Annotated in this window: 21 protein-coding genes; 8 read left to right on the top strand and 13 right to left on the bottom strand. The window is 74.0% G+C overall.

Annotated features, from left to right (window positions below; all coding sequences use genetic code 11):
* The first annotated feature begins 375 nt into the window (after positions 1-375).
* The 4 genes from DLJ47_RS06200 (at position 376) to DLJ47_RS06185 (ending at position 3,144) form a co-directional block, all read left to right on the top strand.
* A complete protein-coding gene (locus DLJ47_RS06200; RefSeq protein ID WP_088993891.1) occupies positions 376-717 on the top strand; it encodes a YciI family protein in 342 nt (113 codons plus the stop codon).
* A 47-nt stretch (positions 718-764) separates the two neighbouring features.
* Positions 765-1,994: an RNA polymerase sigma factor gene (locus tag DLJ47_RS06195; RefSeq protein ID WP_109899111.1), complete on the top strand. Its 1,230-nt coding sequence runs from the start codon at positions 765-767 to the stop codon at positions 1,992-1,994.
* Between the two features lie 152 nt (positions 1,995-2,146).
* A complete protein-coding gene (locus DLJ47_RS06190; protein ID WP_088993892.1) occupies positions 2,147-2,488 on the top strand; it encodes a hypothetical protein in 342 nt (113 codons plus the stop codon).
* Positions 2,485-3,144 carry a nucleotidyl transferase AbiEii/AbiGii toxin family protein gene (locus tag DLJ47_RS06185; RefSeq protein WP_233257684.1) on the top strand — a complete coding sequence of 220 codons (660 nt, stop codon included), beginning with the start codon at positions 2,485-2,487 and terminating at the stop codon, positions 3,142-3,144. The genes DLJ47_RS06190 and DLJ47_RS06185 overlap by 4 nt, the downstream gene beginning before the upstream one ends.
* Positions 3,145-3,188: 44 nt before the next feature.
* Here DLJ47_RS06185 and DLJ47_RS06180 read toward each other — a convergent pair whose 3' ends face one another.
* Positions 3,189-4,085: an SDR family oxidoreductase gene (locus tag DLJ47_RS06180; RefSeq protein WP_109899109.1), complete on the bottom strand. Its 897-nt coding sequence runs from the start codon at positions 4,083-4,085 to the stop codon at positions 3,189-3,191.
* Between the two features lie 188 nt (positions 4,086-4,273).
* Between DLJ47_RS06180 and DLJ47_RS06175 the strand changes: the two genes are divergently transcribed.
* Positions 4,274-6,064, top strand: coding sequence for a bifunctional metallophosphatase/5'-nucleotidase (locus DLJ47_RS06175; protein WP_109899106.1), 1,791 nt, complete (start codon positions 4,274-4,276; stop codon positions 6,062-6,064).
* A gap of 54 nt (positions 6,065-6,118) precedes the next feature.
* On the opposite strand, the gene DLJ47_RS06170 is transcribed toward DLJ47_RS06175, so the two are convergent.
* Complete coding sequence (locus DLJ47_RS06170) at positions 6,119-6,307, bottom strand: hypothetical protein (protein ID WP_109899105.1); 189 nt, start codon at positions 6,305-6,307, stop codon at positions 6,119-6,121.
* A 168-nt stretch (positions 6,308-6,475) separates the two neighbouring features.
* Positions 6,476-7,630 (bottom strand): geranylgeranyl reductase family protein, encoded by a 1,155-nt coding sequence (locus DLJ47_RS06165; RefSeq protein ID WP_109899104.1) that lies wholly within the window; start codon positions 7,628-7,630, stop codon positions 6,476-6,478.
* Positions 7,631-7,822: 192 nt separating this feature from the next.
* On the opposite strand from DLJ47_RS06165, the gene DLJ47_RS06160 reads away from it, so the two are divergent.
* Both DLJ47_RS06160 and DLJ47_RS06155 read left to right on the top strand, forming a co-directional pair.
* Entirely contained in the window at positions 7,823-8,059 is a 237-nt protein-coding gene (locus tag DLJ47_RS06160; protein WP_109899103.1) for a hypothetical protein, read from the top strand.
* Entirely contained in the window at positions 8,035-9,474 is a 1,440-nt protein-coding gene (locus DLJ47_RS06155) for an MFS transporter (RefSeq protein WP_396776787.1), read from the top strand. Before DLJ47_RS06160 ends, DLJ47_RS06155 begins: the two co-directional genes overlap by 25 nt.
* A gap of 508 nt (positions 9,475-9,982) precedes the next feature.
* Here DLJ47_RS06155 and DLJ47_RS06150 read toward each other — a convergent pair.
* The 3 genes from DLJ47_RS06150 to DLJ47_RS06140 form a co-directional block, all read right to left on the bottom strand.
* The gene (locus DLJ47_RS06150; RefSeq protein ID WP_109899102.1) at positions 9,983-10,618 is read right to left on the bottom strand and encodes a hypothetical protein; all 636 of its coding nucleotides are present in this window, start codon (positions 10,616-10,618) and stop codon (positions 9,983-9,985) included.
* A gap of 12 nt (positions 10,619-10,630) precedes the next feature.
* Positions 10,631-12,415, bottom strand: a complete 1,785-nt coding sequence (locus tag DLJ47_RS06145; protein ID WP_233257682.1) for a DUF4012 domain-containing protein — start codon at positions 12,413-12,415, stop codon at positions 10,631-10,633.
* 119 nt (positions 12,416-12,534) lie between these two features.
* Positions 12,535-13,758, bottom strand: a complete 1,224-nt coding sequence (locus DLJ47_RS06140; protein ID WP_109899100.1) for a glycosyltransferase family 4 protein — start codon at positions 13,756-13,758, stop codon at positions 12,535-12,537.
* Positions 13,759-13,917: 159 nt separating this feature from the next.
* Here DLJ47_RS06140 and DLJ47_RS06135 point away from each other — a divergent pair, with 159 nt between their 5' ends.
* Positions 13,918-14,472 carry an arsenate reductase/protein-tyrosine-phosphatase family protein gene (locus DLJ47_RS06135; RefSeq protein WP_109899099.1) on the top strand — a complete coding sequence of 185 codons (555 nt, stop codon included), beginning with the start codon at positions 13,918-13,920 and terminating at the stop codon, positions 14,470-14,472.
* On the opposite strand, the gene DLJ47_RS06130 is transcribed toward DLJ47_RS06135, so the two are convergent.
* The 7 genes from DLJ47_RS06130 to egtA form a co-directional block, all read right to left on the bottom strand.
* Entirely contained in the window at positions 14,453-15,913 is a 1,461-nt protein-coding gene (locus DLJ47_RS06130; protein WP_109899098.1) for a polysaccharide biosynthesis tyrosine autokinase, read from the bottom strand. The genes DLJ47_RS06135 and DLJ47_RS06130 overlap by 20 nt on opposite strands.
* A gap of 472 nt (positions 15,914-16,385) precedes the next feature.
* Positions 16,386-16,583 carry a hypothetical protein gene (locus DLJ47_RS06125; RefSeq protein ID WP_088993902.1) on the bottom strand — a complete coding sequence of 66 codons (198 nt, stop codon included), beginning with the start codon at positions 16,581-16,583 and terminating at the stop codon, positions 16,386-16,388.
* Between the two features lie 112 nt (positions 16,584-16,695).
* The gene (locus DLJ47_RS06120; protein WP_088993903.1) at positions 16,696-17,283 is read right to left on the bottom strand and encodes a TMEM165/GDT1 family protein; all 588 of its coding nucleotides are present in this window, start codon (positions 17,281-17,283) and stop codon (positions 16,696-16,698) included.
* Between the two features lie 223 nt (positions 17,284-17,506).
* Positions 17,507-18,472, bottom strand: a complete 966-nt coding sequence (gene egtD / locus DLJ47_RS06115; protein ID WP_109899097.1) for an L-histidine N(alpha)-methyltransferase — start codon at positions 18,470-18,472, stop codon at positions 17,507-17,509.
* A 51-nt stretch (positions 18,473-18,523) separates the two neighbouring features.
* A complete protein-coding gene (gene egtC, locus DLJ47_RS06110; protein WP_109899096.1) occupies positions 18,524-19,270 on the bottom strand; it encodes an ergothioneine biosynthesis protein EgtC in 747 nt (248 codons plus the stop codon).
* A gap of 70 nt (positions 19,271-19,340) precedes the next feature.
* Entirely contained in the window at positions 19,341-20,681 is a 1,341-nt protein-coding gene (egtB, locus tag DLJ47_RS06105) for an ergothioneine biosynthesis protein EgtB (RefSeq protein WP_446723534.1), read from the bottom strand.
* Positions 20,678-21,913, bottom strand: a complete 1,236-nt coding sequence (gene egtA, locus DLJ47_RS06100; RefSeq protein WP_109899095.1) for an ergothioneine biosynthesis glutamate--cysteine ligase EgtA — start codon at positions 21,911-21,913, stop codon at positions 20,678-20,680. Before egtA ends, egtB begins: the two co-directional genes overlap by 4 nt.
* Positions 21,914-22,176: the final 263 nt, after the last annotated feature.

Genomic DNA, 22,176 nt, shown 5'->3' with positions numbered 1-22,176 from the left:
GTGCGGTCCGGTGGGCCGACGTTGTCGTGGTCCAGCCCCGCGCGTGCGGTCACGGCGGGCCACACCCCAACCGCAACCACCCACCCACCAGCAACCGGCCGGACGAACCGCAACCCACCTACCACCGGGCCCACCACGCGCCGACAAACCACACGACGCAACGACCGCAGCCACCTGAGGCGACCGGCCCAGGGAAACCGCCGGCATCGACCGCGACAGGCGCCCCGCACCCGGCAACGGCCCCGACCGCCCAGCCCAACACCCCGCCGAAGAAGATCGGAAAAACTTGTCCGGACCCGGTCGATTTCCCGGGGACCCGATCGTCGTCATCCTGTACGGCACGGGGCCGCACGACGAGACACCGAGGAGTCGGACATGAAGTACATGCTGCTTATCCAGGCCGGAGCCACCGACGGCGCCGACCAGTGCACGTTCGAGGACTGGGTGATGTACGACAAGACGATCCAGGAGGCGGGCGTCGTCGTCTCCGGGCACTCGCTGAAGGACCTGACCACCGCCACCACCGTGCGGGTCGGCCCGAACGGCGAACGGACCGTCACCGACGGGCCGTACGCGGAGACCCGCGAGGTGCTCGGCGGCTACTACGTGATCGACGTGCCGAACCTCGACGTCGCCCTGGATTGGGCGGCACGCTGCCCCGGGGCGCGTGGTGGCGGGTCGGTCGTGGTGCGGCCGGTCGCCGAGTTCGACCTGTGACCGCGGCGGACGAGCGGAACGTCGGCGTCGGGGCGTCCGTCGAGTTGATGTTCCGCGAGGAACGCGGCCGCCTGCTCGCCTCCCTCGTCCGCCGGTTCGGCGACCTCGACCTGGCCGAGGAGGTCACCTCCGAGGCCATCGAGGCGGCTCTGGTGCACTGGCCGGTCGACGGCGTACCGGCCAGGCCCGGGGCCTGGTTGCTGACCACCGCCCGCCGCCGGGCGGTGGACCGGCTGCGCCGCGATCGGGCGTACGCGGCGCGGCTGGCGATCCTGCAGGTGGAGGCGGAACGGGCCGACCCGGCCCCGCCAGCGGACGCGGACGCGGACCTGCCCGACGAGCGGCTGCAACTCTTCTTCACCTGCGCCCACCCGGCGCTGCCCGCCGAGGACCGCACCGCGCTGACCCTGCGGTGCCTCGCCGGCCTGACCACGCCCGAGGTCGCGCGGGCCTTCCTGGTGCCGCCGGCGACGATGGCGCAGCGGATCGTCCGGGCGAAACGGAAGATCCGGGAGGCCCGGATCCCGTTCCGGGTGCCCGGCCCGGACGAGCTGCCCGACCGGTTGCCCGGCGTGCTCCAGGTGATCTACTCGATCTTCACCGAGGGCTACGCGGCCAGCTCGGGGACTCGGTTGCAGCGGCTCGACCTCGCCGAGGAGGCGATCCGGCTGGCCCGGATCCTGCACCGGCTGCTGCCCGCCGAGCGGGAGGTGGCCGGGCTGCTCGCGTTGATGCTGCTCGTGCACGCCCGGCGCGACGCCCGCACCGGCCCGGACGGCGAGCTGGTCCTCCTCGCCGACCAGGACCGCGGCCGGTGGGACCAGGAGATGATCGACGAGGGGCAGGCCCTGGTGCCGGTGGCGCTGACCGGAGGCCCGCCCGGCCCGTACGGGGTGCAGGCCGCGATCGCCGCGCTGCACGACGAGGCCGCCGACGTGGCGAGCACCGACTGGCCGCAGATCGTGGCGCTCTACGACGTGCTGCTCGCCGTCGCGCCGTCCCCGGTCGTCGCGCTGAACCGGGCGGTGGCGGTGGCCATGCGGGACGGGCCGGCGACCGGCCTGGCGCTGCTCGACGAGCTGGCCGACGAGCCGCGGCTGCGCGGGTACCACCCCTACCCGGCCGCCCGCGGCGACCTGCTGCGCCAGCTCGGCCGGTACGCCGAGGCGGCGGCGGCCTACCGGGCGGCGCTCGACCTGGCCGGCACCGAGCCGGAGCGGGCGCACCTGCGGCGCAACCTGCGCGCGGCGGAGGGCCACGACCCGGACCGAGCATGACCGGCCCGCACGACCAGGCACGGTCCCGCCGATCGGGCAGGAGGGTCACCACCGGACCATCCGGACCAACGGTGACGGGCCCGCACGACGCGATTGCGCAGGGGGCGCACGCGTACGCGCGTCCCGGCGGCCGGGGGCGTTACCCTGACAGCATGCCGGCCACTGCCACCACCACCTCCCGCGCGGTCCACCTGGCCCGCCCGGGGCGTCCCGCCGTGGTGGCGCGCACCCTGGCCGAGCTCACCGGCCCCACCCGGGGCGTGGTAGAGCTGCCGGTGCGGCTGATGTGGTGCCCGGACCGGCGGTTCGACCTCGGCGACCCCGACCAGCTGCTCTGGATGTACGAGAACGTGCTGCGCGAGACCACCCGCACGGAGGATCTCCGCCGGCTGATCAACGGCCGGACGCTGCGCCGGGTGTGGCGGCTGCTCAACCTGCCGCGCGGCGTCCGCGCCGCCTGGGAGGACCGGCACCGGGGCCTGCGGGCGGCGTGAGCGACGCCCACCCCCACGAGTTCTACCGCGAGGTGGCCCGGGTGGCCCTGTCGGCCGCCGGGCGGTACCGGTTCGTGCTCGGCGGCGGGGTGGCCTGGGCCGCGCACGGGCTGGTCACCCGCCCCACCGAGGACGTCGACCTCTTCGCCGACGTGGAGGGCGCGGCCGCGGCCGCCGCGGCCGCGGTGCGCGACGCGCTGCGCCAGGCCGGTTTCCAGGTCGACGACGCCGACCCGGACAGCGACCTGGCCGAGCTGTTCGACGGCTTCGACCGGGACCTGCGGGACTTCGTGGTGAGCCGGGGCGACCGGCAGCTCCGGCTCAGCCTGGCCCGGCTCGACCGGCACCGCAGCCCGGTGGTGATGGACCTGGGCCCGGTGATGGACCTGCGCGACCTGGTGGCCAGCAAGACCGCGGCCCTGGTCAACCGCCGGGAGGTACGCGACTACATCGACGTCGCCGCGGCCCGGGCGCACTACCCGGTGACCGAGCTGCTGGCCCTGGCCCACCAGTTCGACCCGGCGCTGGACCCGGACGACGTCCGCGCGGCCGGCCGGTACCTCGACCGGCTGCCGGACCGCAGGTTCGCCCGCTACGGCCTCGACCCGGCCGAGGTGGCCCGGGTCCGTGACCGACTCACCGACTGGCCGCGCTGACCGCCCGCCGCGGGACGCTTGCGCGCCGCACGGCGGGCGGCGCGTCACTTCGTCGGCCGGCCGCCGGTCACGCCGAGCACCTCGCCGGTGACGTAGCTGGATTCCTGGCTGGCGAAGAAGACGTACGCCGGCGCCAGCTCGGCCGGCTGACCCGGACGCCCCTCGGGGGTGTCCTGGCCGAACTGCTCGACCTTCTGCTCCGGCATGGTGGCCGGGATGAGCGGGGTCCAGATCGGACCGGGAGCCACCGCGTTGACCCGGACCCCCCGCTCGGCCAGCTCCTGGGCGAGCGCCTTGGTGAAGTTCACGATGCCGGCCTTGGTGGTGGCGTAGTCCAGCAGTTGCGGCGACGGGTCGAACGCCTGGATCGACGACGTGTTGATGATCGCCGACCCCTCGGACAGGTGCGGCAGCGCCGCCTTGCAGAGCCAGAACATCGCGTACAGGTTGGTCTTGAGCACCCGGTCGAACTGCTCGCTGCTGATCCCGGCGATCCCCTTCTCCTGGGCCATCTGGTAGGCCGCGTTGTTCACCAGGATGTCCAGGCCACCCAGGTCGCGTACTGCCCGGTCGACGAGCTCCTGGCAGTGCCGCTCGTCGGTGATGTCGCCGCGCACCGCGACGCCCGTGCGGCCGGCCTCCTCCACCCACCGGATGGTCTCCCGGGCGTCGGCGTCCTCGGACAGGTAGGAGATGAGCACGTCGGCACCCTCCCGGGCGAACGCGATCGCCACCGCCCGGCCGATCCCGGAGTCACCGCCGGTGATCAGTGCCCGCTTGCCGGCGAGCTTGCCGGTGCCCCGGTACGACTCCTCGCCGTGGTCCGGCTCCGGCGTCATCCGTGCCGTCGAGCCCGGTGGCGCCTGCTGCTGCCCCGGCTGGCCGGACTGCTGGCCGTACTGGGTGGTCGGGTCCTGCTGGGTGTACTGGTCCTCACTCACCGACGTCTCCTCGCGCACCTGTCGATCGGTCCCCGACAGCCCTACCCCGGCGCGGCGGGCGGAAACGGCGGCCGCGGCCGCGGTGGTGACGGTGGGGCGGCGCGGGGCGCTGTGGCAGGTGGGGCAGCCGGCCGTTATGGTGCGCTCGGCGCCCACGAGGCGACTCCATCCCCATGGAAGGGCATCGCATGACCTCTCCCTCCGGCCCGTCACGCCGCACGGTGCTCGCCGCCGCGGCCGCGGCGGCCTCCGCCCCGCTGATCGCCGCCGGCCCCGCCCAGGCGGCCGGAGCGGCCCGGCCGCGGAGCTGGGACCTCACCCTGCTCGGCACGTCGGACACCCACGGGAACGTCTACAACTGGGACTACTACTCCGACGCGGAGTACGACGACAGCCGGCACAACGACATCGGCGTCGCGAAGCTGGCGACCCTGATCAACCAGATCCGGGCCGAGCGGCGCGGCAAGGCCACGCTCGTGCTGGACGCCGGCGACACCATCCAGGGCACTCCCCTGGCCACCTTCTACGCCAAGCAGGAGCCGATCACCAGCACCGGTGAGAAGCACCCGATGGCGCGGGCGATGAACATCATCGACTACGACGCCGTCACGCTCGGCAACCACGAGTTCAACTACGGCCTGCCGCTGCTCGACCTGTGGATCCGCCAGCTCGGCTTCCCGGCACTGGCCGCCAACGCCATCAACGTCGCCACCGGCAAGCCGGCCTTCCTGCCGTACGTCATCAAGAAGGTCTCCCTCGGCTTCGCCGCACCGACCCTGCGGGTCGGCATCCTCGGCCTGACCAACCCCGGCGTGGCCATCTGGGACAAGGGCAACGTCGAGGGGCGGCTGCGCTTCGACGACATGATCGCCACCGCCGCGAAGTGGGTGCCGATCATGCGGGCCCGCGGCGCCGACATCGTGCTGATCTCCGCGCACGGCGGCGACAGCGGCACCTCCAGCTACGGCCCGGAGTTGCCGATCGAGAACCCGACCGCGCTGATCGCCGAGCAGGTGCCCGGCATCGACGCGATCCTCTTCGGCCACGCCCACGCCGAGGTCGCCGAGCGGTTCGTGACCAACGCGCAGACCGGCGAGCAGGTGCTGCTCTCCGAGCCGTCGAAGTGGGGCCAGCGGCTCACCCGGATGGACTTCGAGCTGACCCGCGAGCGCGGCCGGTGGAAGATCACCAAGAAGGCCGCGGCGCTGCTCAACACCAACACCGTGGTCGAGGACCCGAAGGTCCTCGCCGCCGTGCGGGCCCAGCACCAGAAGACCGTGGCGTACGTCAACCAGGTGGTGGCCCGCTCCACCGTGGAGCTGTCGGCCGCGGAGTCCCGGTACAAGGACACCCCGATCCTGGACTTCATCAACCACGTGCAGACCGAGGTGGTCACCGCCGCCCTGGCCGGCACCTCGTACGCGAGCCTGCCGGTGCTGTCGATCGCGGCGCCGTTCAGCCGCACCGCGGTCTTCCCGGCCGGGGACGTGAAGATCCGCGACGTCGCCGGGCTCTACGTCTACGACAACACCCTCGAGGCGGTGGTGCTCAGCGGCGCCGAGGTGCGGGCCTACCTGGAGTACTCGGCGAAGTACTTCCGCACGCTCGCCCCGGGTACGCCGGTGGACCCGGAGACGATCAGCGACCCGGCGGTGCCGGACTACAACTACGACGTCATCTCCGGCGTGGACTACGACATCGACATCTCCCGGCCGGTCGGTCAGCGGATCACCCGGCTGGTGCTGCCCGGCACCGACACGCCGGTGGCCGACACCGCGCAGTTCGTGGTGGCGGTGAACAACTACCGGCGCAGCGGTGGCGGCAACTTCCCCGGCATCGTCAAGACCCAGGTCTACAACGCGCAGCAGGAGATCCGCCAGCTGCTCATCGACTGGGCGCAGGCCCGGGGCACGATCGACCCGGCGGACTTCTTCCAGCCGAACTGGCGGCTGGTCCGCGCGGGCGCCCCGGTCTTCTGACCCGTACCACCCGACGGGCCGTGGGCGGCGACGCCCCCGGCCCGTCGGCGCGTCTCAGCCGTGCCGCAGGTCCCAGCGCTCCGGGTCGTCGTGCGGCTCCGGGCGGTCCCGGCGCGGGTCGGTCTCGGTCAGCTCGACCCGCTCCTCGGGGCGCGCCGCGCGGGGCAGTTCGCCGAACCGGACGTGCCGCAGGAACGCGTACTCCTCGTCGGTGAACGACGGATCGGTGCGGTCGTCGGTCATGCGCCCCTCCCCTTTCCGCCCGCCATTCTCTGCCGGTGGCTCCTCCGCTGGCCAGTGTCCTTTGCTACCGGTCCGTCGTGCCGGTCACGCCGCGTAAGGCATCCTAGGATCCTGGGTGGACGGAACGAGGGCCGGCGGGGCCGCCCTGGTCCCGCCGGGCGCCGTTGACTATCCGAGCAGCTTGGCCGCCGGTCGCCGGGGGGCGGGCAGCCGGTCCAGCAGCGTCAGGGCCGCCCGGACCGGCGCCCGGGACAGCGTCTCGTCGAAGCTCGCCCGCCCCTGGCAGAACCGCACGAACATCCGCCAGCCCGGCGGGGTGGCCAGCAGCGCGTGGAAGACGTCCGGCCGGCGGGAGAAGACGTCCAGCAGCCGGTGCCCGGCCCGCATCGACGGCACCAGCCGCTCGGCGACCGCGCGTTCGTAGCCGGCCAGGTCGCCGGCCGCGACCGCCGCACCGGCCAGCTCCCCGGAGCGCAGCGCGTAGCTGATCCCCTCCCGGCTCCACGGCTCCAGCAGCCCGGCGGCGTCCCCGACGACCAGCACCCGGCCCCGCCGCAACGGCGAGTCGTCGGCCCGGCAGCGAGTCAGGTGCCCGGAGTCGTGCTCCGGCGGCAGGTCCGCCAACCCCAACCGGTCCACGAACCGGCGCAGGTACTCCCGGGTCCGCTCCCCCTCGCCGCGCGCGGCGATCACCCCGACGGTGAGCCGGTCGCCCTTCGGGAACACCCAGGCGTACGACCCGGCGAGCGGACCCCAGTCCAGCAGCACCCGGCCCCGCCAACGGGCCTGCTCCTGCGGCGGCACCGGCAGCTCCACCTCCAGCCCCAGGTCGACCTGCCGGTAGTCGACCCCGACGTGCTGGGCGGTCACCCCGGACGAGCCGTCGGCGCCGATCACCGTACGGGCGTGCACGGTGTCGCCGTCGGCCAGCCGCAGGCGTACGCCGTCGGGGTCCTGCTCCACGGCGCGGACCGCGACGCGCTGGCGGACCTCCGCGCCGGCGTCGACCGCGGCGGCGCGCAACCGGTCGTCGAACTCCTCCCGGCGGACCATGGTCACCAGCGGACCGCCGTGGCCTCGGGTGAACCCGCGCCGCCCGTCCCGGGTGAAGGTGACCCGGTCGACCCGGTCGTGGGCGGGCACCTCGATCCGGTCCGCCACTGCCGCGAGCGAGGTGCCGATCAGCCCGCCCCCGCAGGTCTTGTACCGCGGGTGCGCGGCCCGTTCCACGACGACGGTGCGGACGCCGGCACGGGCGGCGACGTACGCGGCGGAGAGCCCGGCCGGCCCACCGCCCACCACGGCGAGATCCCAGACGATCACGGGTGCAGCCTAGGGCACCCGGTCATCGGAGCCGGTGTCGACGCGGCCGGACCGGGCCTCGCCCGACCGGCCGTGGCACACCCGGCGGGGGTGTCGGCACCGCCCGATCGGGTGGGCATCTTCGGTCAGGCAGGGGGTAACCGCGCAGCGCAGACCGCCCGCGCGGAGGGCGGGAGAACTGAAGGAGGAGCAATGCGGCAGGTACAGCTGTCGGAGGTCGAGGAACGGGTGTACGAGGCGGTGACCGCGCTCGAGGCGCGCGGGCAGGTGCCCTACCCGGACATGATCGCCGAGGAGTGCGGCCTGACCGAGGAGCAGTTGCGGGCCCCCCTGCACATGCTCACCGAGAAGAACCTGCTGCACCGGGAGGATTCACCGATGGCCGGCCTGGACTTCGGGCCCCGATTCTGCGCCCGCCAGATGGCGTGACGCCTCGGCGGCCGGCGCCGGACGACCGGCGCCGCTGGCAGGCCCTCGGGGTCGGGCTGGTCGCCGCCTTCATGACGCTGCTCGACGTGAGCATCGTCAACGTCGCCGTGCCGTCGATGGACCGCGCGCTGCGGGCCTCCCCCAGCGACCTGCAGTGGGTCCTCTCCGGCTACGCGCTGACCTTCGGGCTGGCCCTGGTGCCCGCCGGGCGGTTCGGCGACGCCCGCGGCCGGCGCAACGCCTTCGTCGCCGGTATCACCCTGTTCACGCTGACCAGCGCGCTGGCCGGGCTGGCCACCTCCCCCGGCTGGCTGGTCGCCGCGCGACTGCTCCAGGGAGCCGCCGCCGGAGTGGTCAACCCCCAGGTCACCGGCCTGATCCAGGAACTCTTCCGGGGCCCGGAACGGGCCCGCCCGTTCGGGCTGCTCGGCGCCACCATCGGCATCTCCACCGCGATCGGCCCACTGCTCGGCGGCCTGCTGATCGCCCTCGGCGGCGAGGAACACGGCTGGCGGTGGGTCTTCTTCGTCAACGTGCCGGTCGGGATCGTCGCGGTGATCCTCGGCTGGCGGTTGCTGCCCAGCCGTCCCGAGGGCCCGGTCGACAACCGGCGCCTCGACCCGGTCGGCGTACTGCTGCTCGGGCTCGGCGTGGTCCTGCTGCTGCTGCCGCTGGTGCAGCAACAGCAGTGGCGCGGGATTGAGAAGTGGCTGCTCGTCCCCGCCGGGCTGGTCGCGCTGGTCGCCTTCGGACTCTGGGAGCGGCGGTACGCGCGCCGGCGGCAACCGCTGTTCGACCTACGGCTGTTCGCCGTCCGGTCGTACACCCTGGGTGCGCTGATCGCGTTGGTCTACTTCGGCGGGTTCACCGCGATCTTCTTCATCTTCACGCTCTACCTGCAGAACGGGCTCGGCTACAGCGCCCTCGTCGCCGGCCTGGCCATCACCCCGTTCGCGCTGGGCTCGGCCGCCGCGTCCGCGCTCGGCGGGCGGATCGTCAACCGGTACGGGCGCCCGCTGGTCGCCACCGGCCTGGTCACCGTGGTCGTCGGCCTGGTCGGCGTGGTGGCGATCCTCGATCTGGATCCCGGGCACACCGCCGTACCGTGGCTGACCGCCGGACCGCTGCTGGTCGCCGGCCTCGGCAGCGGGCTGGTGATCGCGCCCAACCAGACCCTGACCCTCTCCGAGGTGCCGGTACCGCAGGCGGGCAGCGGTGCGGGCATGCTGCAGACCGGCCAGCGCATCGGGGCGGCCGCCGGCATCGCCGCCGTCGGCTCGGTCTTCTTCGCGTCGCTGACGGCGAGCGACGGGGCCTGGTCGGTGGCCTTCCGGCACGCGCTGCTGCTGGCCACCGGGATCATCGCGTTGGCCCTGGTCGCCGCGGTCACCGACATCAGTCGCAGCCGCCGCTGACCGCCAACGTCGCCACGGGCGCCGGTGCGCTCGTCCGCGAGCGGTAGTCGCCCGGCGGCGAGTGGACTGTCCGCGTAAGCCACGGGTGCGGGATCTCCGATGGAGGCTTACGGGGCGTGAGCGGGGTGACGGGTCGGCGAGGAACGAGCCTGAGTGATACCTCAGCGGCATATTGATGACTCAGAGGTATCACCCTCCCGGGACCCATGCCGACCCCGTGACGACACGCCCGACCCGAACGGCCCCGCCGCGACGACCCCGCTCACCTGACCGAGCGGGTTCCAGGCGGCAGCCACAAGCGGACCGGGACCACGGCGAGGGTGTGGCCCGCCGTGACCGGCGCAGGGATCAAGCCTGACCGCCCGGAGCCGGGCACGGCGGGCCACACCCTCAACCGCAACCACCCAGCGCCGGAACTTGTGCGAGCGCAACAGGGCTGGCGCCCGTCGGGGAGTTCCGACGGACGCCAGCCCGAGGTGCCTCCGGGCCCTGCCCGGCGCCGAACCGGTCAGCTCGCACCCGTGCCGAGGCGGTGGCGGCGACGCCAGGCCAGGGTCATGAGCAGCAGCACCGCGCCGGCGCCCACCAGGCCGCCGCCGAGCTTCATCGGCGTACCCAGGCTGTCGCCGGTGACCGGCAGCGGCTGCTGGTCACCCTGCCGGGGCAGCACCCGGACCTCGGTGGAGGCCGAGCGGTCGGACTCGTCGCCGGTCGCCGTGAAGGTCAGCAGACCCGTGATCGACGGCTTGTACGGCTCGGTGAACCGACCGCGCGAGTTGGTGTTCGCGTAGAAGGTCAGCGGGGCGGCGGCCTGGAAGGCCACCGGGGCCATCGCGACGGTGCTGCCGTCGCTGCGCCGCGCCTGACCGGGGGCCGGGGCGGCGAGCGGGGCGACGCTGACCACGATGGTCACTCGCTCGTTGGGACCGAAGTTCCGGCCGGTGAGGATGACGGTCTCACCGAGGGTGATGGTGGTGCGGTTGACGGTGAGTGTCGTTGCGCCCTGGCCCGGTGGGTAGGGCGGTGGTTGGGGCGTGTCCGTCAGCGTGGGCGCCGGCTGCGGCTGCGCCGCCCCCGCTGCGGTCGGCACGGCCACCACGGCCAGACCGACCGTGAGCGCCATGATGATGCGGGAAAGCCGCATGATGGTTCCCTCCTACTGGTCACAGCTTGGTGCGGTAACAACTTGGGTGGTCCATGGGGTGGCGGTGGGCGTGAGCCACAGCTCGGCCGTTCCGGCGCCGGTCGTCGCCGTCAACACGGAGACCTCCAAGGTGCGGGAGGCTCCCGGTCCGACGTCCATGTTGGCCGTCGCCACCTGCCGTCGCCGTTCGGTACCGGAGCCGAGCGCCACCTCGGCTCCGTCGAGACGGGCGTCGAGCACCGACCCGCCGGCCGGGCTGTACACCGAGACGAAGGTCCGCGCGGTGTACGGGTCGCCCGCCAGGCCGAGGCCGAGGACCGACTTGGCCAGGCCGGTCTGCGGCGCCGTCGAGCGCAGGGTGACCCGCAGCCGGAGTTGGCGGCGGCCGTCGGGCCGGCATTCGCCGACCGTCAGGTCCGCCGACGGGCGTAGGTAGTAGCCGAGCTTCGCGCCGCTGCCGTCGTTGAGGAACACGCCGACGGTCGGCACGGTGTCCTGCTCGGGAAGCGTCCCGGCCATCCGGCTGTCGCCGAACGTCCGCTGCTCCTCCGGGCGGGCACTCCAGAACAATATCCGGCGTTCTCGGACAGCGCGGTCGAATACGGACAATAACACCTTTGGGTCGACATTCTTCTTGAGGAAGGTGTCGAAGACCGCGGTGGCCGCCGCCGTGAAGTACTCGTCCTGCTGTCGGGTGTCGAGCCGCTGGTAGCTGTCGCTGAGCAGGGTCCGCACCGCGGTCTCACTGTCCAGCGGGGCGTGCCCGGGCACCAGCACCGGCCCGGTCGCCTTCAGCAGGTACGACAGCACCACCGGGTCGACCGCCAGCACGCCGTCGACCGTGATGCCGGTCTGCCGGCGGACCATCTGCCGGTAGAGGTTGGCGGCGGTCGGGAAGTGCGGGGTCAGGTTGACGTCGGCCGGGTAGATGCCGGGCAGGTCGCCCCAGAGGCGGCGTACCTGGCCGGGGGTCTTCAGCGGCGGGGTGAAGCGGCCCAACGCGGCGCTGGTCCCCTGCCGTCCCATTCGCACCCGACCGTCGTCGGCGTGCAGCACGGCGTACGCGCCGATCATCCCGCCGGTGGCCCGCAGCTCCGCGTTGTTCTGCGAGACCAGCAGGTAGCGGCGCGGCCCGTCGACACCGAGCAGCGGTGGCAGCAGTCGGGCGGCCTGGTCCGCCGCGGCGGTGAGGTCGGCCAGCCGGTCGATCTCGCCGCGCAACGCGGTGAGCGCCTGGCGGATCTGGCTGACCAGGTTGTCGACGGGGACCCGGGCGAGGCTGGTCCGGGTGTCGCCGACCGTCCGGTGCACCGCGGCGAGTTCGGTGGAGAGGGTGCGCAGCCGGGCCACGTCCAGCCGGCCCTCGGTGGGCACGAGGCCGGCGAGGTCGGTGCGGAGCAGGCTCGGGAACGCCTGCCGGGCCAGGTCGTCGATCGCGATCGAGATCTGGCGTACGGCGGCCAGGTCGTCGCCGGCGAACGGCGCCCGCCGCCCGACCCACCAGCCGGGGTCGGCGGTCGCCGCCCGTGCGGCCCCGGACTGTTCCTGCAGTGCGGCGAGGGTGCGCTGGGCCCGGGCGGTGTCCCCACCGACGACCTGGGCGCTGAGTTCGCGGGCCAGCCCGGCGGCGTTGACCAGGTGGGCGCGGGCCTGCCAGCCCCGGAATCCCACCCAGCCGGCGGAGACCAGCAGCAGCGAGCCGACCACCAGCGCGCCGAGCAGGGCGCGGCGCAGCCGGGCGCGCCGGCGCCGCCGGGACCGACTGCGCCGGCGGCGCGGGCTTTCGCTCTCCGTCACACCACTCTCCATTTCCGAAACCGGACAGAAGGGCACGTTTTCTCTGACGTTCTTAGCACGTAACGAGCCTTCTGGGTCGGAAATGACGGTCTGACCGGTATGCGAATATCGCTCGTCGGTCAGCGGGTGCCGGAGCGGGCCGCCACGACCTCGTGGAGCAGCCCCTCGATCCGGTCCACGCCGGCGGCCAGCGACATCTCCCGCAGGTACGCCTCCCGGCCCCGCCGGCCCATGTCGACCCGGGCGGGTGGCGGGATGGTGGCGGCCAGCCAGAACCGGTCCGCCAGCGCGGCCCAGTCCTCGGGCGGGCAGGAGAGGCCGGCCCGGGCCCGCTCGACCAGCTCGGCGGTGTCGCCGCCGGCCGACGCGACGACGGGCGCCGCGCAGGAGAAGGCGGCCTGGAGCTTGCCCGGCACGGTGCCGCGCAACTCGGGCAGGTCACGGAGCATGACCAGCTGGTAGTCGGCGGCCGCGTACAGGTCCGGCATGTCCAACGGGGACCGGCGTTCGACGAAGCGCACGTTGTCCGCCCGCAGCTCGGCGGCGAGCCCCCGCACCCGCCGCTCCTGCGCGCCCGACCCCACCAGGACCAGGTCCATCGTGCCGTCCAGCGCGGCGGCCGCGCGGACCGCTGTCTCCAGGCCCTGCCGGTTTCCGATGGTCCCGGCGTGCATCACCACGCAGCGGCCGTCCCCGCGGACCAGCCGCTGGGCGGCGGGGCTTGGCCGGGCGGGGTGGAAGATCCGCTCGTCGGTCCAGTTGAGCACCACCCGGATCCGGGCCGGGTCCGCACCGGCGGCCACCACCGGATCGCGCAGCGACGGCGCGGCCACCGCTATCGCGTCGGCGGCCCGGTACGTCCGGGCCATCGCCGCGCCGATCCGCGCCGTCCAGCCGCCGGCGTCGGCCCCGCCGGGTTCGTCCCGGGCGCAGACGTCCGGCACGTGCAGGACGGTCGGCACCCGGCCGAGCAGCCGTAGCAGCCCGGCCGCGGCGAACGCGGTGGCCGGCGGCTGGTGGACGTAGAGCGCGTCCACGTCGGCGAGGAACCGGCGGCCGGCCAGCACCGCGCTGCCGGCGAAGGAGAGGTAGCCGGCCATCCGCGCGCGCACCGAGGCGTCCCCACCCGCGTACCGGGGCACCCGGCGGACGGTGAGCCGCTCGCTGCGCGTCTCGTGCTGCCAGCGCTGGCGCCACCCCGGATAGACGTGCCCGCCGGGGTAGTCCGGGAAGCCGGTGAGCACCCGCACCTCGTGCCCCCGGGCGGCGAGTTCCTCGGCGAGGCTGCCCGGGATGAACGCCGGCTCCGGCGGGAAGTGGTACGACAGCACGCCGATCCTCACCGGGTCACCTCCGTCCGGGGCGGCCGGTTCGGCGCGGCAGCACCGGTCGCGGGGGTGGAGTCCACGTACGATGCCGACAACCCCTCCGCGGTCGGCCGTCGCAGGCCGGCCGCCGTCGCGGTGGCCCGCGCCGCGACTCCACCGACGAGAGGGGTCCAGATGACCGACCGGGTGCTGTTCGTCTGCCACGCCAACCTGTGCCGGTCGCCGATGGCCGAGTACCTCGCCCGGCGGCTGCTGGGCAACCGGCCGGTCACCGTCTCCAGCGCCGGCACCGACGCCGTCGAGGGCCTGGCCATGCACCCGTACGCCGCCGAGGTGGCGGCGGAGACCGGCGCGGACCCGGCGGAGTTCCGCAGCCGACTGCTGCGCCCGGAGTACCTCGAGGGCGCCACGCTGGTGCTCACCTCGACCCGGCGGCAGCGGTCGGTGTGCACCGCGATGGTGCCGGCGGTGCTGCACCGGACCTTCACCCTGCGCCAGTTCGGCCGGCTGGCCGCGGCGGCCGAGCCGCCGGCGGACCTGGCCGACGACTCGGTGCGGGCCGCCGTCGTGGCGGCCGCCCGGGCCCGGGGGCGGCTGCAACCCGCCGCCCCCGGTACGGACGACCTGCTGGACCCGATCGGCGGCACCGCCACCGACTTCCGGAGCTGCGCGGAGGAGATCGAACGGTCGCTACGACCCCTCGCCGCGCTCATCGGGGCAGCCGGGTGAGTTCCTGCGTACGGTCCGGGACACCGGCACCGGCGCGCTCGGCGTGCCGGCCGTTGGTGGCCCGGTCCGCCGGCACCGAGGTGGTGGCGGTCGAGGCGACCACCCGGTAGGCCTCGTACTGGTACGCCTCGGTCTTCGGGACCCTGGCCATGTTCAGCACGCAGCCGAGCAGGCGCACCGAGACCGAGTGCAGCGCGCGGGAGGCCGCGGCCACCTGGGTGCGGGAGGTCCGGCCCTGCTGGGAGACGAGCAGCGCGCCGTCGGCCTGCACGGCCACCACGACGCCGTCGGTGACGGCCAGCAGCGGCGCGGTGTCGATGATGACGATGTCCGCCGACTCGCGCAGGGCCAGCAGCAGGTCCGCCATCGCCTTGGAGCCGAGCAGCTCGCTGGGGTTCGGCGGCGCCGAGCCGCTGGGCAGCACCAGCAGGGACTTGTCGCCCCAGCGCTGCACCACGTCCCCGACCTGCACGTCGCCGACCAGCACGTCGGTCAGGCCGACGCCGGCGTCCAGGCCCAGGTAGTCGTCGACCTTGGGCCGGCGCAGGTCGGCGTCGACCAGCAGCACCCGCCAACCGGCCTCGGCCAGCGCGATGGCCAGGTTGCAGGAGAGCGTGGTCTTGCCCTCGCCCTGCAGCGCGCTGGTCACGGCGATCACCCGGGCCGGCTCGTGCACGTCGACGAAGCGCAGGTTGGTCCGGAGCTTGCGGACGGCCTCGGCCCGCGCCGAGTTCACCGCCTCGCCGACGATCAACGGCTCCGACTTGGCGCTGCCCTCGAACGGGATCTCGCCGAGCAGCGGGCTGCCGGTGGTCCGCTGCAGGGTCGCCGCGTCGCGCAGCCGGACGTCGGCCAGCCCGCGCAGGATCGCCAGGCCCATCCCGCAGAGCAGGCCGAGCAGGCCGCCGATGGCGAAGTTGCGCACCGGCTGGGGCGAGACCGGGCTCGAGCTGACCCGCGGGCCGCTGACCACCTCGATCTTGATCGGGCCGGTCTGGCCGTTCGCCGGCGTCTCGACCTTCTGCACGAGCTCGACGAACTTCGCCGAGAGCGTCTCGGTCACCCGCAGCGCGCGGGTCTGGTCGGTGTCGGTCACCGACGCCCGCAGCAGGACCGTGCCGGTCTCGGTGGAGGTGCTGACCCGGCGTTGGATCTCCTCGGCGGTCAGCCCCACCGAGTTCTCGGCCACCACGGCCTGCGCGAGCCGGTCGCTGGTCAGCAGTTCGGCGTACGACTTCACGCGCTGCTGCATGAGCAGGCCGCCCTGGTAGGCGTCGGTGACGCCCTGGCTCGGCGTGGTGATGAAGAAGGTCACCGAGGCGACGTACCGGGGCTCGGCCCGGACGGTGACGAACGCGGTCACCCCGAGCGCCACCATGATCGTGAGCAGGACGATCCACCAGTGCTGGCGCACCAGGCGAAGCTGGCGGTACAGGTCCATCAGGCGCGCCTCCGTACCAGGCCGGTAACGCCAAAGAACTTCACGAAAACCCCCAAGGTCGACTTAATCTCGTGAACCATTAAAGCTGCTGATACGCCTTTATGTCCGGAGTTATCTGTTTTCGCCTAGGCGAGAACGTGCGCCCGGAATTACCAACCCGAGAAGTGGTCGTTCGGCATCGCCCCGGAAACCAGAAAAGCCGTCCCGGGCACGGGAAAGGGCCGACCGGCGGGTGGCGTGGCACCGGTCGCCGGGAGGAGCCGGGCGTGGTCGCCCGGTCGGGGGTCGGGGCGGACGAGGTCGGCTCGGCGGGTCACTGCACCGCCGCGCTCGGCAAGCAGCGGACCTCCCAGGGGTGGGGAGATCCGGAGGTCCGCTCGGCCTACGGCCGGCCCGGCTCAGCCGCGCCGGCTCGACGCCGGACAGAAAACGGGGGGCGCCGGCACGCCGGCGCCCCCCGTTCGCGTACGCCTCAGCGGCGCCGGTCGGCCGGCGCCCGCTCCTCGGCCTCGTCGGCGAGGGCGTCGGTCACCGGTTCGGTGAAGTCGTCCGCCGGCACCGCCACCTCCTCGGCCAGGTCCTGCTCGTCGGGTCGGCCACCCGGCGGCGGCTCGGGAGCGGTGGCGCCGCCGGCGAACCCGTACTCGTTCGGCTCGTCGTGCTTGCTCATGTGGTTATCCTCCCGGTTTCCCCGCTTTCGCCTCCTACCGCTCACGGTAGGTGGTGATCCCTGTGCCCGCAGGGCGCCGGGGATAGTCACCGTGGCGACGGGTGGTCGGCGCTCAGCGCAGCTGCTCCACCGCCTCCAGGATCAGCCAGAGCCCGCAGATGGCGAAGAGCACCGCGGCGCCGTAGCGGATGGTCCGCTCCGGAAGTTTCCGGCCGAGCAGCCGGCCGACCAGGATGGCCAGCGCGTCCGCCGCCACCATGCCCACCGTGGAGCCGAGCCAGGTGCCGAACCAGCCGTACTTGGTGGCCAGCGTGATGGTCGCCAGCATCGTCTTGTCGCCCAGCTCGGCCAGGAAGAACGCGACCGACACCGCGACGATGGCGGACTTGCTGGTCTTCTCCGCCTTGCGCCGCTCCTCCTCGGTGAGTTTGTCCCCGCGCAGGGTCCACGCCCCGAAACCGAGGAACGCCAGACCGGCGATCAGCGAGATCCAGCCGGTCGGCAGGGCGGCGCCCAGGCCGTAGCCGATCGCCACCGAGGCCAGGTGCACCACGGCGGTGGCCACGGTGATCCCGATCAGCACCGGCAGCGGCTTGAAGCGGGTGGCGAAGGTCAGCGCCATCAACTGGGACTTGTCGCCCAGTTCGGCGACGAAGATGACGCCGAAGCTGACCACCAGCGCGACGAGGAAACCCTCCATGACATCCTTCCGGTCCACGCCGGGAGGAGGTACGGGGCGACCTCGACCCGGCTGTACAGCCTGGGTCGAAGGTCTCGCCCGCCCCGCCGCTGGCGGGGCCGCGTGGCCGGATGCGGAACGCACCAGTGTGTCGACCACGACATTGGGGGCTACTCCCCTTCGCGCCGTCAGCCTAGCCGATCACCTCCGCCGGTCGCCGTCCGGGTGAACAGGCTCACCCGGCTCAGTCGGCCCGGGCCAGGGTGACGCCGAACAGGCCGTCCGGATCGGTCCAGAACTCCGCGGCGGCGAACCCGGCCGCGGCCAGTTCCCCGGCGACGCCCGCCGGGCGGAACTTCGCGGAGACCTCGGTGCGCAGCTCCTCGCCCTCGGCGAACCGGACGTCCAGGTCGAGCACCCGCACCCGCATCGGTCGCCGGGCCCGCAGCCGCATCTCGATCCACTCCCGCTCCGGGTCCCAGCGGGCCACGTGGTCGAACGCCGCCGGGTCGAAGTCCGCGCCCAACTCGCGGTTGATCACCCGCAGCACGTTGCGGTTGAACTCGGCGGTCACCCCGGCCGCGTCGTCGTAAGCCGGCACCACCACCGACGGGTCCTTGACCAGGTCGGTGCCGAGCAGCAGCCAGTCGCCCACCTCCAGCGCGGCCCGCATGTCGGCCAGGAACCGGGCCCGCTCGGCCGGCAAGAGGTTGCCGATGGTGCCGCCGAGGAACACCACCAGCCGGCGCCCACCGGTGGGCAGCCGGTCGAGGTGCCGGGTGAAGTCACCGACGATGCCGCGTACCCGCAGGCCCGGGTAGTCGGCGGCGATCTCGGCGGTGGACCGGCGCAGCGCGCTGACCGAGACGTCCAGCGGCACGAAGGTGCCGAGCCCGCCGTGCCGGGTGAAGGCGTCCAGCAGCAGCCGGGTCTTCTCCGACGAGCCGGAACCGAGCTCGATCATCGTCTTCGCGCCGGTCAGCTCCGCGACCCGGTCGGCCCGGTCGGCGAGCACGGCCCGCTCGGCGCGGGTCGGGTAGTACTCCGGCAGCCGGGTGATCTCCTCGAACAGCTCGCTGCCCCGGGCGTCGTAGAACCACTTGGGTGGCAGCCACTTCGGGTCGGCGCTCAGGCCGGCGCGCACGTCGTCGCGCAGGCCACGGTCGAGGTCCCCGGGTTCGAGGTGGATCTCCAACGGCTCGGTGCTCATCTGGGCTCCCTTCGTACGGGCGACAGGTCCCTCTCCCCGGCCGGACGGCGGTCACACCTGCCCGATGGCGCGCACCCGCACCTCGGTCGCGGTGCCGGTCACCAGGTGCCCGTCGGGCACCTCCCGCCAGCCGGGTTCGTCGTCGTGCGGTTCGGACGCCAGCAGCACCGACCGCTGTGTGGTGCGGATGGACAGCGCGTGCCCGGCCACGCTGGCGGCCACCGTCCGCCCATCGGTGAACAGCAGGTTGAGCCGGGAACCGGGGGCGGCCGCGGCGACCGCGGCGACCGTCTCGGCGACCGCCCGGGCCGGATCCACCCCGGCGCGCAGCCGGTGCCGCACCAGCGCCCAGAGCAGCGCCGAGTCGGTGGTCGCGTCCAGGGTGAGCAGGTCACGCACCGGCAGCCCGGTGGCCAGCGGCACCATCGAGTCGGGCCAGCCGCGGACCACCCCGTTGTGGCTGAACAGCCAGCGCCCCTCGGCGAACGGCGCGGCGGCATTGTCCAGCACCGCCATGCCGACGGTGGCCGAGCGCACCGCCGCCAGCACCGCGCCCGCCGAGGTGACGGCGGCGAGCTGGGCGATCGTCGGGTCGCTCCAGATCGGCTGCGCCCGCCGGTACCGCACCGGGTCGCCGTCGCCGGGATACCAGCCGATGCCGAAGCCGTCGGCGTTGATCGTCCCGCCGCCGCGCATGTCGCGCGGCGACCAGGACTGCCGCAGCAGCGAGTACGGCGGGTCGAACAGCAGTTCCCGCAGGTTGACCGGCGGCCCCAGGTAGGCCAGGTGGCGACACATCAGCGGGCACCGCCGCCGGTCCGCCGGGCGGCTCGCGCGCCTCCGGTGGTACGCGTCTCGGCTGCCGCCGTCACCCGCGCGCCTCCTCGGCGGTGGCGTCGCGGGCGCAGCGGAAGCCGCTGAAGATCTGCCGGCGGATCGGGTAGTCCCAGTTGCGGAAGGTGCCCCGGCAGGCGGCCCGGTCGGTGCCGAACGACCCGCCGCGCAGCACCCGGTAGTCGTCGCCGAAGAAGACCTCGGAGTACTCCCGGTAGGGGAAGGCGGTGAAGCCCGGGTGGCCGCGGAAGGTGGTCGAGGTCCACTCCCACACGTCGCCGATCAGCTGGTGCACGCCCAGCGGTGAGGCGCCCGCCGGGTAGGCCCCGACCGGGGCGGGCCAGAGGTGCCGCTGGCCCAGGTTCGCGTGCGCGGCGGTGGGATCGTGGTCACCCCACGGGTAGCGCCGGGAGCGGCCGGTGGCCGGATCCCAGCGGGCCGCCTTCTCCCACTCCGCCTCGGTGGGCAGCCGCCTGCCCGCCCAGGTCGCGTACGCCTGCGCCTCGTGGAAGCAGACGTGCACCACCGGCTCGTCGTCGCGGACCGGCGTCCACCGGCCGAAGCGGCGGCAGGCCCAGCCGTCGCCGTCGCGCTGCCAGTGCATCGGCGCGGTCAACCCGGCCTCGGTGCGGTGCCGCCAGCCCTCCGGCGTCCACCAGCGCGGGTCGTCGTAGCCGCCGTCGGCGATGAACGCGCGGTACGCGCCGTTGGTGACCGGCGCGGCGTCGATGACGTACGCGGGCAGCTCGACCCGGTGGGCCGGGCGCTCGTTGTCCAGCGCCCACGGGTCGGTGTCGGTGCCCATGGTGAACGGCCCGGCCGGCACCAGCACCTCGTCGCCCACCCGCACCCGCGGCTCGGGCGGCGGGGGCGCGTCCAGCACCGCCGGGCCGGCGCGCAGCTGGTGGGTGGCGAGCATCGTCTCGTCGTGCTGCTGCTCGTGCTGGACGATCATCCCGAAGGCGAACCCGTCGGCGACCAGCGGCCGGTCGGTGAACCGGACCCCGTCCAGCAGGTCGAAGACCTTGTCGCGGACGGTGCTGACGTAGGCGCGGGCCTCGGCCGGAGGCAGCAGCGGCAGGGCCGGGCGGTCCTTGCGGGGCTGCTTGAACGCGTCGTAGAGGTCGTCGATGTCGCGCCGGACCGGCTCCCGGCCGCCCACGTCGCGGACCAGCCAGAGTTCCTCCTGGTTGCCGACGTGGGCCAGATCCCAGACCAGCGGGGACATCAGCGGCGAGTGCTGTCGCATCAGGTCGGCGTCGTCGACCGCCTCGGTCAGCAGGGCGGTGCGGGCGCGGGTGCGCGCCAGCTCCTCGGCGATCCGGCCGCGCAGCCGCTCCGCGCCGTCCCGCCCGGTGGTCACGTCTCCGGTCACCGTCTTCCCCTCTCCGCGACGGCGCGCCGCCGCCGTACGCCTCGGTGGATCTCGTCGTGCAGCGGCGCCGGCAGGTCGAGCCGGGGCAGCGCCGCCAGGGCCAGGTCGAACAGGGCCGCCGCCGTGGCGGCCAGGGCCGGATCGCGCAGGCCGTGCCGGGCGGCGGCGTGCCAGCGGTGCGCCACCGGCGCGGCGACCGCCCGGGCCGCGTCGACGGTGTCGGGGCCGGTGAGCAGGGCGGCGAGCACCGCCAGCGGCAGCGTCCAGCCCCGGCCGGGCTGCGCGTCGAGGTAACGCAGTTCCAGGTAGCCGCGCGGGCGGACCGGTGGGAACAGCGTGCTGACGTGGTATTCCAGGTCGTCCGTGGTGGGCGGCCGGGGCAGCGCCCCGTCGATCCAGTCGGCGAAGGTGACCCCGGGCGGCGCCGTCCAGTCGGCGCCGGCACCGCGCAGGCAGAGCAGCGGCGCCGCCAGCACGTACGCCGTCCAGGCCGGCACCGGGTCCTGGTCGGCGTGCTGGGGCGTCCAGACCGGTCGGGTGCGGGCCGGGTCGATGGCCAGCCAGGCCGCCATCCGGGCCGACGCCCGGCCGGTGCGCCGGCCGGCGTGCCGGTCGGCGGTGGCGAACGCGGCCACCAGCGGTGGGCCGACCGCGTGCACCAGCGCCCAGCGGGCGGCGAACCGCTCCGGCTCGCCCGCGTCCAGGCAGAGCTGCAGGCCGGCGGTGCTGTACATCATCGTCCGGCCGGCCGGCCCGCGCCGGTCGAAGACCTGCCGCATCGCCCGGTAGCGGGGCGTCTCGACGACCGGACGCGGAGGCCGGTGGGGATCGATGCCGGTCTGCCCGAGGGTCAGCCCGGCACCGGCCAGCAGGTTGGTGAGCTGGGCGATGTCGGCCTCGGTGGCCTGGATCAACGCGGCGATCGAGGGTCGCGGCGCGGTGGAGACCTCCAGTTGCCCGCCCGGCTCCACGGTCACGGTGCTGCCGTGCCGGAGCCGCTCGGCGGGACTGGCGGGATCGAGGGTGACGGGGCTGTGCCGCCCCAGTGCCGCCCGGAGCCGCTCGCCGTCGACCGGGCGGGCGGGATCGGCGGCGTCGTGCACGGTCCATTCCAGTTCGACGCCGGTGCGGGTCGGTGGACCGGTCTTGAAGCAGATCCGGGCGAGATGCCGGGCGGCCGCGCCGGACTCGCGCAGCACGGTGGACTGGTCCAGCTCCGGTGACGTCACCACGGGATGCCCCCTCTCCATGCCCCGATCACCCGACCTTGGGCCACCGTAACCCGGCCCACCGACAACGATCCGGCCGTCCGCGGCGATCCCCGCGTGCCGGGGGGCGGGGGCGGAATTTCGCCGGGCGTGCGACTCGGACCTACGGCAGCGGCGGGACCAGCGACGATGCCGCCTGGGCCGGCGGGTCGGTGCGGCCGGGCACCGGGCACAGCTCCCCACCGATCGGGCGGGCGGTGCCTCAGTCGCCCCGGGCGCGTCCCGAG

It is taken from the genome of Micromonospora sp. S4605 (genome assembly GCF_003176715.1).
GTDB lineage: Bacteria > Actinomycetota > Actinomycetes > Mycobacteriales > Micromonosporaceae > Micromonospora > Micromonospora echinaurantiaca.
This window is presented reverse-complemented; position numbering and strand designations above follow the sequence as displayed.

What these genes read in the sequence shown, in the direction of transcription:
- DLJ47_RS06200 (WP_088993891.1), top strand. Translation starts at nt 376, where the DNA reads ATGAAGTACATGCTGCTTATCCAGGCCGGAGCCACCGACGGCGCCGAC.
- DLJ47_RS06195 (WP_109899111.1), top strand. Translation starts at nt 765, where the DNA reads ATGTTCCGCGAGGAACGCGGCCGCCTGCTCGCCTCCCTCGTCCGCCGG.
- DLJ47_RS06190 (WP_088993892.1), top strand. Translation starts at nt 2,147, where the DNA reads ATGCCGGCCACTGCCACCACCACCTCCCGCGCGGTCCACCTGGCCCGC.
- DLJ47_RS06175 (WP_109899106.1), top strand. Translation starts at nt 4,274, where the DNA reads ATGACCTCTCCCTCCGGCCCGTCACGCCGCACGGTGCTCGCCGCCGCG.
- DLJ47_RS06170 (WP_109899105.1), bottom strand. Translation starts at nt 6,307, where the DNA reads ATGACCGACGACCGCACCGATCCGTCGTTCACCGACGAGGAGTACGCG.
- DLJ47_RS06160 (WP_109899103.1), top strand. Translation starts at nt 7,823, where the DNA reads ATGCGGCAGGTACAGCTGTCGGAGGTCGAGGAACGGGTGTACGAGGCG.
- DLJ47_RS06150 (WP_109899102.1), bottom strand. Translation starts at nt 10,618, where the DNA reads ATGCGGCTTTCCCGCATCATCATGGCGCTCACGGTCGGTCTGGCCGTG.
- DLJ47_RS06135 (WP_109899099.1), top strand. Translation starts at nt 13,918, where the DNA reads ATGACCGACCGGGTGCTGTTCGTCTGCCACGCCAACCTGTGCCGGTCG.
- DLJ47_RS06130 (WP_109899098.1), bottom strand. Translation starts at nt 15,913, where the DNA reads ATGGACCTGTACCGCCAGCTTCGCCTGGTGCGCCAGCACTGGTGGATC.
- DLJ47_RS06125 (WP_088993902.1), bottom strand. Translation starts at nt 16,583, where the DNA reads ATGAGCAAGCACGACGAGCCGAACGAGTACGGGTTCGCCGGCGGCGCC.
- DLJ47_RS06120 (WP_088993903.1), bottom strand. Translation starts at nt 17,283, where the DNA reads ATGGAGGGTTTCCTCGTCGCGCTGGTGGTCAGCTTCGGCGTCATCTTC.
- egtD (WP_109899097.1), bottom strand. Translation starts at nt 18,472, where the DNA reads ATGAGCACCGAGCCGTTGGAGATCCACCTCGAACCCGGGGACCTCGAC.
- egtC (WP_109899096.1), bottom strand. Translation starts at nt 19,270, where the DNA reads ATGTGTCGCCACCTGGCCTACCTGGGGCCGCCGGTCAACCTGCGGGAA.